The sequence below is a fragment of the Shewanella sp. 1180_01 genome, from assembly GCF_052850535.1.
Map to the genome: position 1 here is coordinate 1 of NZ_VXCT01000089.1, position 9,568 is coordinate 9,568.

The 9,568-nt window shown below is 46.9% G+C and carries 8 protein-coding genes; 5 read left to right on the plus strand and 3 right to left on the minus strand.

Annotation, left to right across the window (positions count from 1 at the left end; translation table 11 throughout):
- The first annotated feature begins 157 nt into the window (after window positions 1-157).
- On the plus strand, window positions 158-604 hold the full coding sequence (locus FW758_RS23510) for a hypothetical protein (RefSeq protein ID WP_006084117.1): 447 nt from the start codon (window positions 158-160) through the stop codon (window positions 602-604).
- A gap of 212 nt (window positions 605-816) precedes the next feature.
- Window positions 817-1,596, plus strand: a complete 780-nt coding sequence (gene lgt / locus FW758_RS23515; protein ID WP_446446699.1) for a prolipoprotein diacylglyceryl transferase — start codon at window positions 817-819, stop codon at window positions 1,594-1,596.
- An 84-nt stretch (window positions 1,597-1,680) separates the two neighbouring features.
- Here lgt and FW758_RS23520 read toward each other — a convergent pair whose 3' ends face one another.
- Entirely contained in the window at window positions 1,681-2,598 is a 918-nt protein-coding gene (locus FW758_RS23520) for an alpha/beta hydrolase (RefSeq protein ID WP_446446700.1), read from the minus strand.
- Window positions 2,599-3,117: 519 nt separating this feature from the next.
- Here FW758_RS23520 and FW758_RS23525 point away from each other — a divergent pair.
- Entirely contained in the window at window positions 3,118-4,479 is a 1,362-nt protein-coding gene (locus tag FW758_RS23525; RefSeq protein WP_446446701.1) for an MATE family efflux transporter, read from the plus strand.
- Window positions 4,480-4,538: 59 nt separating this feature from the next.
- Here the strand turns inward: FW758_RS23525 and FW758_RS23530 are convergent, their stop codons facing one another.
- Window positions 4,539-4,964, minus strand: a complete 426-nt coding sequence (locus tag FW758_RS23530) for a CBS domain-containing protein (RefSeq protein WP_259509701.1) — start codon at window positions 4,962-4,964, stop codon at window positions 4,539-4,541.
- A gap of 255 nt (window positions 4,965-5,219) precedes the next feature.
- Between FW758_RS23530 and FW758_RS23535 the strand changes: the two genes are divergently transcribed.
- Complete coding sequence (locus FW758_RS23535; protein WP_446446702.1) at window positions 5,220-6,986, plus strand: alkaline phosphatase D family protein; 1,767 nt, start codon at window positions 5,220-5,222, stop codon at window positions 6,984-6,986.
- A gap of 285 nt (window positions 6,987-7,271) precedes the next feature.
- Complete coding sequence (locus tag FW758_RS23540) at window positions 7,272-7,838, plus strand: phosphoribosyltransferase (RefSeq protein ID WP_006080219.1); 567 nt, start codon at window positions 7,272-7,274, stop codon at window positions 7,836-7,838.
- 326 nt (window positions 7,839-8,164) lie between these two features.
- Here FW758_RS23540 and FW758_RS23545 read toward each other — a convergent pair whose 3' ends face one another.
- Complete coding sequence (locus tag FW758_RS23545; protein WP_446446703.1) at window positions 8,165-9,442, minus strand: glycerophosphodiester phosphodiesterase family protein; 1,278 nt, start codon at window positions 9,440-9,442, stop codon at window positions 8,165-8,167.
- Between the last annotated feature and the right edge of the window lie 126 nt (window positions 9,443-9,568).

The window sequence follows — 9,568 nt, forward strand, 5'->3', positions numbered from 1 at the left end:
TTAAATTCAGTCAACTCGGTTTGAGGTTCAGTATTTAAAGTGAAAGCTTTACCTTCCAGCTCCGCGTGTTTGCTATTCAAAACAGCGCGACAAAGATGTTATTTTCTAGCAAAATAGGCCAATTTTTTGTATAAAATACAGCAATTTGGTGAGTTAAATGGCGCGTAAGGGAAAGGGTGAAAGCGAGTCGTATCGCAAGTTTATAGATGAACAGGCAAAGCAAGCTTATGAAGATCTTGTTAAAAACCAATCACCTAAAAAGGCATTTCTAGGGGCATTACTTGGTGTTTTCTTAGGTTTAGCCTTACTTATTCTCTTTGTTTGGAATGGGTTAGTGTTTTATTGGATGCTCTTTGTTCCTGCGGCCGTTATTGGTTACTTGGCCTGCAAGTTTGGGAAAATCTATGAGAGTAAGTATGCAAACATGGTGGGTGTGATTGGGCTACTAACCAATGGCATTGCCGTCATGACCCTATATAACTTTGAAGCTCTTGCCTTATCATCTATTCCCATTAGCTTTTTTGTGACTCGGTATTTCGCCAAACTGAAATTGACTGAAGCACAGGAGAAGGGGATCTGGCGTAAGGAAATAGGTCAGTTGTAGCGAGTACTCAAAGTTAACGCCTGTGGTCTGTTTGGCGTGGTCAGCCGAGCTGACCGTAATTATACCTTTCAGCCGTAAAACGCTACTCAGTGTCGTTAAATTTGGCTCAATAGTAAGATATCCCCGCGACAAGGCTTGTCTATTGGCATTTAACCACGTAAAACAGGCTTTTTGGCGTACCTCTATGTACCAAGTGTTAGGAGTAATTGAATTTGGAACACTTAGTGTGGGAGCTCGATCCTGTATTAATCTCGTTTATGGGACTAAAAATACATTGGTATGGAGTCTTGTTTGCTGTTGCTATCACAGCTGGTTTTCAGGTGATGAAGCGGATTTATATCAAGGAAAACCTCGATGTCGAGTCCCTTGATAATCTACTGATTTATTGTGTGGTTGGCATCATAGTGGGCGCGCGTTTAGCCCATTGTATTTTTTACGATCCGGCTTATTACTTTGCCCATCCGCTGAAGATTTTGGCGATTTGGGAAGGTGGACTCGCCAGCCACGGTGGGGGTTTAGGGGCGATTCTGGCGCTGTATTATTACCAACGCAAAGTGAAGCTGCCCTTCCTGTTTTTGTTGGATAGACTCGCGATCGCCACCGCCATTTTTGGCTTTTTTGTGCGTATGGCGAACTTTGCCAACTCAGAGATTTTAGGCGATCCAACGACAAAACCTTGGGGCATTATATTTGCCCGTGTTGATATGTTGCCAAGGCATCCGGCGCAGCTTTATGAGGCTTTTGCCTATTTGGCTATCTTTATTGCGCTTTATGCTCTGTATCAATTTTCGCAGATTAAACAACGGCATGGCGCGATTTTCGGCCTGTTTCTGGTGTCGGTATTTAGTGCGCGAATTGCGATTGAATCGATTAAAGTCAGCCAAGCGGCTTACTCTGAATCAGTGCTAAGTGCGGGACAACTTCTTAGCTTACCGTTTTTAGCCGTTGGCATAGTCTTGTTGTTTTTGGCGTATCGAAAGAAAGCAGTTTAAGTCTGAATATCAAACGGTTTAAAAAGGCTTTCTATCTAGATAGAAAGCCTTTTTTTATGAAGGAATTAATCATCAAGGATGACGTTAGACTGTCTTCACTATATTACTCACTTGCACCATGGCATCCCGAGCGGAACGGCTCACTCCCGAGAGTTGGAAGAATCCATGGATCACCCCAAGATAGCGGCGGCAGTGGGCATTCACGCCAGCCTCTAATAGATGCCTAAATAGCTGTTCTCCTTCATCGACGAGCGGATCAAATTCTGCGGTGATGATATGGGTTTCGGGCAGTCCCGCTAAGTTAGCGCTTCGCAGCGGACTGGCTTCGGCATCGGTTCTGGGGTGCCAATCTAAATACAGATCAAATCCAGTGAGTAAGGTGTCGCGGGTGATGATGTATTTCTCGCCATTGTCGCTATAGCTTTGGCTTTTAGCAGTGGCATCGAGCATCGGATAGATAAGCACTTGTTTTTGTGGCAACCATTGCCCTTTGGCTTTTAAACGTAGGCAAGTGACGAGGGCTAAATGGCCGCCGGCGCTGTCGCCCATCAAGGTAACCTTGTCCTTATCGCCACCCCATTGTTGGCAATGCGCATAAATGACCTCGGCGGCATGGCAGGCATCGTCGTGGGCGGCGGGATAAACATGTTCTGGGGCGAGACGATAGCTCACCGCAATAACCAGTGCGCCAGCATCATTGGCGAGTTTACGCAGTTGTTGATTGTGGGTTTCAACGCTGCCACTGACAAAACAGCCGCCATGGTAGTAAATGACAACGGGTAAATCGTTTGCCGCCGAAGGTTTGAACAGGGTCAAGTCTGCGCCATCGATGGAAACTGCGCGCACCTCGAACACGTCTTCCACTTCACCTGCTAGTACCGTGCTGGCGATATAACCTTGCCTACGTTGCTCAATGGTTTGCTCTCGCACCGATGGGCAACCCGCTGCGATAAACTCGCTAACCAATTGTTTAATTCCATCTTCTAAATAGAGTTGGCTCATTTAATCTTCCCTCATTTTTCAGTGTGCTTAGCAGTTCTGCAATGGGCTGAGTTTATCGGCAGTTTAATTGAAATGGTAGCCGCAGTGATGAGAAGCAATAGCGGATTAGCAGCATTGACATGATTTCTGCCAGCAACTATTTTTGCTCATTTTATTGTGCGCACTCTGGTTCTGTGCTCATTGATTAGATGCTTGTTAGCCTAAATTCACACACTGTGATGAGTCCTGTTTTTAGCTCTGCCATAAACTCAGTAATGAATACGGTTGCAGTCGGCATATTTTCAATATTACAGATTGAGTTGTATGGCTACTTGTAAGAAAATTACCAATTCAATTGACCCTTAGGCTGGATACGCTTAAATTTCCGCCTGATTTTGTGTTAGTTAGCACTAGGTTGTCTATTTGTGAAAGTTGCTTTCAGTCTCTTGGCTAAAATATAGGTTGCCAAGATACCGTTTGAGCGACACATTGAGCCAGCGCTCACATCGTTATCCGTACTCTAATTTGCAGGAATTCTCCGTGGCTAAAGCACCCAAAACATTGCAACAACGCATGAGCATAGTCGCCCTCACTTGGCCGATTTTTGTCGAGACCTTGCTGCAATCACTGCTTGGGATCAGCGACATTTTTATGCTCAGCCATTATTCCGATAACGCGGTTGCCGCGGTGGGACTCACGACTCAGCTGATGTTCTTCATGATGGTCATGTCGATGATGGTGAGTACAGGTGCGAGCATTTTGATTAGCCAGAACAATGGCGCAGGCCAGTCGCAACAGGCGGTCGATATCGGGGTTGCAAGTGTCGCATTGAGCTTAGGACTCGCCTTGATCATGGGCGCCTCTATGTTCTTCGGTGCTAAGGGTGTTATCGGCCTGTTTGCGCTTGAACACGATGTGGCAGGCTTTGGATATGACTACTTAGTGATTTGCGGCAGCTTAAGTATAGGCTTGGTCATGAACATCGCTTTTGCCGCGATTTTAAGGAGTTACGGCTTTACCCGCTCGGCCATGTTAGTCACCTCAAGCACAGGCTTGATGAACGTTATCGGTAACTATATTGCCCTGTATTCTCCCTTTGACTTGCCTGTTTATGGGGTAACAGGGGTGGCAATTTCCACCGTCACCAGCCAGATCATCGGCGCTGCGATCATGCTGATGGTGATCCGCTATAAAAAGATCCCGCTGCCACTGCAACGGCTTAAATTATTACCGCGCAGCACCTATTGGAGCGTGATGCGTATCGGCTTGCTCAATGCCGGTGAGATGTTGTCTTACAATGTGGCGCAGATGACCATCATCTATTTTATCAGTCAGATGGGCACCTTATCGCTCACGGCTTATACCTATGGATTAAACATCAGCCGATTTATTTATTGTTTTGCGGTTGCGCTCGGTCAGGCGACGCAAATTCAGACCGGATACTATGTCGGCAAACAATGGTTCGATGAAATCACTGCGAGAGTGCAACGCTACTGTCTGGTGGGTTTTGTCACTTCGCTGGTCATAGTGTTAGTCTTCTACTGGCAGCGATTCACTATTGTTGGCTGGCTAAGTGAGAACGAAGAAGTCATTCAACTGACGGCGTTATTGCTTGCAGGTTCAATCGCGCTCGAAACGGGGCGGGTGTTTAATCTGGTGATTATTTCGGCATTAAAAGGCGCGGGTGATGTGGCGTTCCCTGTGCGGGTTGGCCTCTTTAGCATGTGGGGCATTGGCGTGCTATTGGCATGGTTCTTTGGATTGCATTTAGGTTACGGCGTGCTTGCAGCATGGCTTGCCGTTGCGGCAGATGAATGGATCCGCGGCCTGATTATGGTGTATCGCTGGCGCTCGTGCCGCTGGCAGCGTTTTACTCGAATACCGCCTGCGACTGCAGTGTAGTTTTGGTGAGATGAATTGGAAGCGCAGCAAATATTGGCCGCGCTTTTTGCTCGATAAGCTTAACTTTGCTGTTGCAGCAGGGTACGACACAGCTTGATAAAGTCCGATGAGGTGACGATACCGAGTACCTTTTTATCAACATCGACAACGGGCAAGCAGCCGAGTTTGTTTTCGATAAAATATTCCACCACCACAGTTAAGGGCTCGTCGGCGGTAAGATGCTGATAGTCTTGGTCCATCACGGTTGTGATCGGCGTGTATCGCTCCTTACGATCGAGCGCGCCTTGGCCGTATTTATTCAACATAGTCATCACGCTGGCGATCATCTTTTTATGGGTGAGTACGCCAACGAGGGTGCCATCAATTTCAGATATCACAGGTAAGTGGCGTACGCCACGGGTTTGCATCAGATGGTGGGCATCTTTCAAGCTGGCGCCATCGCTGATGCAGATGACTTGATCACTCATAATATCGCTGACTTTCATTGTTAAATTCCTTTTCTTGCCATTCTTAGGCGTGCATTTAACACGCTGCGTTAGCCTGCACCGATGTTAGCAGCTTCCTTGTTCGCTGCGCCAGCCCTGCTTAAATAAAGTACGCCATTCAGTATAAGTATTTGAATTGATAGAAATCATAAAAGGCTGACAAAGATGTCACAAATGTGTAACAGTGATGTCTCACAATCGGGGTCTCATTAGACCTCATACCAGTGAAGCCTTTTCTAACAAGGAATAATAATAATGAATCGTACCGTAACTCGTCGTGACTTTTTGGCTATGTCGGCCAAAGGTGTTGGCGTTGCTGTGATCTCTTACGGCTTGATGGGCTGTAGTGATAGTAATGATGATAATTCTGTACCTGCACAATTTTTACATGGGATTGCCAGTGGCGATCCTGCTATTGACGCTGTGATCCTTTGGACCCGTGTCACGCCTGAGTCTGAGGGCGATGTAAAAGTGAGCTGGCAAGTGGCAAGCGATGCGGCCTTTAGTCAATTAGTGACCACGGGTGAGATGGTCACTAATGCGAGCCGTGACTACACGGTTAAGATTGATGCCCGCGGCTTACGTGCTGGCCAAAACTATTTTTACCGCTTTATGACAGGTGACAAAACCTCTGTCGTGGGTAAAACCCGTACGCTACCTGAGGGCGATGTGAGTTCTGTCAAACTGGCGGTGATGTCCTGTGCGAACTTTCCAGCCGGATACTTTAACGTCTATGAATTAGCGGCGGCGCAGGATGACTTAGATGCCGTGGTGCATTTAGGCGATTACATCTATGAATATGCCCGTGGCGGTTATGCCAGTGAGCATGCTGCAGAGCTTGGCCGTGAAGTATTACCGGCCACTGAGTTGCTGACATTGGGCGATTATCGCACCCGTTATGGCCAGTATCATACCGATGCGAGTCTGCAAAAGTTACACGCGAAAGTGCCTTTTATCACAGTGTGGGATGACCACGAAGTGGCCAACGATACTTGGCGTGATGGCGCTGAGAATCATAATGAAGACGAAGGCGATTTTGCCGTCCGCAAAGAAGCGGCACTGCAAGCTTATTTCGAATGGTTGCCTATTCGTCCATGGCGCGAAGGGAACCATGAAGAGATTTACCGCAGCTTCAGTTACGGCAATCTTGTCGACCTGCACATGCTCGATACCCGCGTATTGGCCCGTGATAAACAGCTCGATTATGCCGATTATATGGATCCGACAACGGGTTCGTTTGCGGGCGAACGTTTCCTTGCCGATGTGACTTCGACCACTCGCACTATGCTGGGTCTGACGCAATTATTATGGCTACAGGGCACTTTGCTGCAAGCAACGGGCAAGTGGCAGGTGTTAGGGCAACAGATTTTGATGGGCAAGATGTCATTGCCGGCGGCGATTGCGACGCAGCAGATGAGCATTCCTCAGTATGCTATGTTAGGCGCGTTAGCTAAGTTAGCGGCGCGTGCGGCGGCAAATGATCCGACGCTGACCGCCCAAGAGCTGCAATATCTTCAGGCTAATCAAGCCTTACTAACCCCAGAAGTTATTGCACTGCTGCAATTACCTGCCATTCCATACAACTTAGATGCTTGGGACGGTTATGCATACGAGCGTGAGGTGATTTTAGGTACGGCTAAATCGAAAAACCTCAACTTAGTCGTGATCGCGGGTGATACCCATAATGCCTGGGCTAACGAACTTAAAGACGTGAATGGCGATACCGTTGGGGTGGAGTTTGCGACCAGCTCAGTGTCTTCACCAGGTCTTGAGTACTATTTGAATCTGCCCGCTGAGCAGATCCCTGCGACTGAGGCGGCGATCGTCGAGTTAGTGCCAGATCTTAAGTACGCTAACTTAAAAGACCGAGGCTTTATGACGCTCACCTTTACCGCTGATGAGGTGCGCAGCGACTGGCATTATGTGGATACCATTTTGTCGAAGGATTTCCAAGCGGCAACGGCACGTGGTTATAGTGCCAAGGCAAAAGTGGGCGAGCATGTGATTACGCCTATCGTTTAACGCAGGTATTTATTCGCTGTTTTTCGGCCACCTTAGGGTGGCCTTTTTGTTGCTTTTTGCCTAAAAAGGCAAAATAAATGTCTGTTGTCACGCAAGTTCTTACTATTACTGCAGCACATCGCATTTTTTTGGTATAAAATTCGCTCCCAAAATTCGGCGGCTGCCTACACTTGCTAAGGCTAAGCTGTTTTAGTGTTTTGGGAACCTTTACCCGCCGAACAGACCTTACAGGGGTCATAAGCTTTAACGACCTAAGAATAAAATCAATGTGATGGGGACTGTGTCATGTCAGAAAAGTATTTTGTTACCGCGCAGCAATTGCTGGAAGATTCATTTTTATTAGCTTCGCAAGTGTATGAGAGTGGCTTTCGTCCGCAGTTTATCGTGGGTATTTGGCGTGGTGGCGCTCCAATCGGGATCGCGGTACAGGAATTTTTCGACTTTAAACAAGTAGAAACCGATCACATTGCCGTGCGTACTTCTTCCTATTATGGGATTGGTACCGACAAGCAAAGCAAAGAAATCAAAGTTCACGGCCTGCATTACATCGTTGAAAATGCGAACGCAAGCGACGGTTTATTGATTGTGGATGACGTGTTTGACTCTGGCCGCAGTATCCATGCATTAAAAGAAAAACTCGGTCAGTTGATGCGCCTGAATATGCCAACTGATATCCGTATCGCTTGCCCTTATTACAAGCCAAAAAATACCGCCGTGCCATTAAAGCCTGACTATTACATCCATGCCTCTGAAGACTGGTTAGTTTTCCCGCATGAAGTCACAGGTTTAACACCGGAAGAAATTGCCGAAGGTAAGGGCGATTTAAAGAATATCCAGCACCTGTTTAAATAACCTGAACTCGGGATAATGAGTGTCGAAAAATCTAGGTTTAACAAATTAAATCAATAAGATAAGTGGTTTGTTTGAAACGAAAAGTCTATTTTCTGACTGAATGCGCAGATTTTTGCGCATATCAAGGCGCTCTGTTGTAGGCCATAGCGAGCTATGGTTAGATAGAGCAACGCAGAGAGGCCCGAAAAGATGCCTATTCAGCGGCTCTGCTTATCCCGAGCTCAGGTTAAAGAGCTTGCTCGCGGCGAGATATAGACTATTTTCGCAATAAAAAAATGCGTTAACGATTAATCGTTAACGCATTTTTTGTTTTCTATATCGATGACTTATAAATCCATACAGTTAGCATAGTAAGTCACAGTGGCGGGCCAGTCGGAGAACACCCCAATCACACCGACATCTTTAGCTAACACATCGAGTAATTCAAAGGTATCGCCTTCGTTATCTATGGCTTGGGTAATGCTTTGATAATAAAAGCCGCCACCATTTTTTAATAATCCTGAACGTTCCAGCGACCAAGTGATGATCTTAAGCCCAGCGCCTTTGGCGGCCTTAGCGTATTCCGAAGGGATGATCTTTTTGTCCGCATCTAAGGCGACTAAAACCCAGAGTGGCGGTGCAATAATTTCGACACCTTGGGTCTTCAAATCCGCCATTGATGGTGACCAAGTGGCTGAATTTTGTGGATCGAAAGCGCTGTTATAATCGTATCTGTCATCAAGAAAAACTGCTTGTTTCGCAAACTCGGGTGCATTGGCGACCCAATATTTGATGTCATCTAAGATAAATGATTGCGGGAATACTTGCGAAGCATCGACGCCTGCCGCCGTGTATTCATCTAACATTTTTTGTGCGTAATCCTGCTGAGTAAAACCATCGAATGGCATAGATACGCTGGCGGCTTTGAGCTCTGGCGTCATCTTCACGCCAGCTTTTTTAAACATTTCAATACTTTCGGCATGGGTCATCAAGGTGCCATTGCCAGCGTAGAGATCGGTGCGCCAGCTTGGAGTGCCATTGATGAATTCGGCCGCAGTGGTCGCTTTAGGATTGCTGCCTTCCATTTTACCCTTGAGGGTTTTAAATTCGGCGAGGGTGATATCGCTGGTGCAACAGGTCGCCGATGCGCTGACGCCATTGGCTGCATCGGCTGGAGTGAATGGGCTCGAACATTTATTGGCCAGTTCAGGCACAGCTAAAATGTTGGTCGTGCTGGCAAGATCGCACTGTGAGTGGCGGCACACTAAGGCTTTATCGGCGGTGAAGGTGACATCGCATTCAACTATGCCAGCGCCCGAATCGATAGCCGCTTGGTAGGATTCCTTTGTATGCTCAGGGAATTGCATTGGTGCGCCACGGTGACCGATGGAAAACTCGCTGCGATAAAAATTGTCAGTGGTGCATTGTTCTAAGCGGGTTTTAAGTGTGCTGTCTTGCATTTGACGCACGAGGAATAAAGGTCTTTCTCCCACTTGAGCTGGAACAGGTTTGCTGGCGGGTGGCGTGACTTCTGTGTTGTTATCGTCACTATTGCAACCAGCTAATAAAGCGCTAGCGGCAATTAACAGGCCGAGTGAGAGCGACGAAATAGGGCGTAGTTTCATCAGATTTACCTATGAGTAATGATGTAAATTATTAATATTAATCAGAAACTCTAAAGTGTTAATGTGACTAAAAAAGCCAATTTTTATTCTACCTAGGAATTTCCTCTTGGAAGCCTTGGTATAGCT

Coding starts and splice junctions, on each gene's coding strand:
- FW758_RS23510 (WP_006084117.1), top strand. CDS start 158: ATGGCGCGTAAGGGAAAGGGTGAAAGCGAGTCGTATCGCAAGTTTATA.
- FW758_RS23520 (WP_446446700.1), bottom strand. CDS start 2,598: ATGAGCCAACTCTATTTAGAAGATGGAATTAAACAATTGGTTAGCGAG.
- FW758_RS23530 (WP_259509701.1), bottom strand. CDS start 4,964: ATGAAAGTCAGCGATATTATGAGTGATCAAGTCATCTGCATCAGCGAT.
- FW758_RS23535 (WP_446446702.1), top strand. CDS start 5,220: ATGAATCGTACCGTAACTCGTCGTGACTTTTTGGCTATGTCGGCCAAA.
- FW758_RS23540 (WP_006080219.1), top strand. CDS start 7,272: ATGTCAGAAAAGTATTTTGTTACCGCGCAGCAATTGCTGGAAGATTCA.
- FW758_RS23545 (WP_446446703.1), bottom strand. CDS start 9,442: ATGAAACTACGCCCTATTTCGTCGCTCTCACTCGGCCTGTTAATTGCC.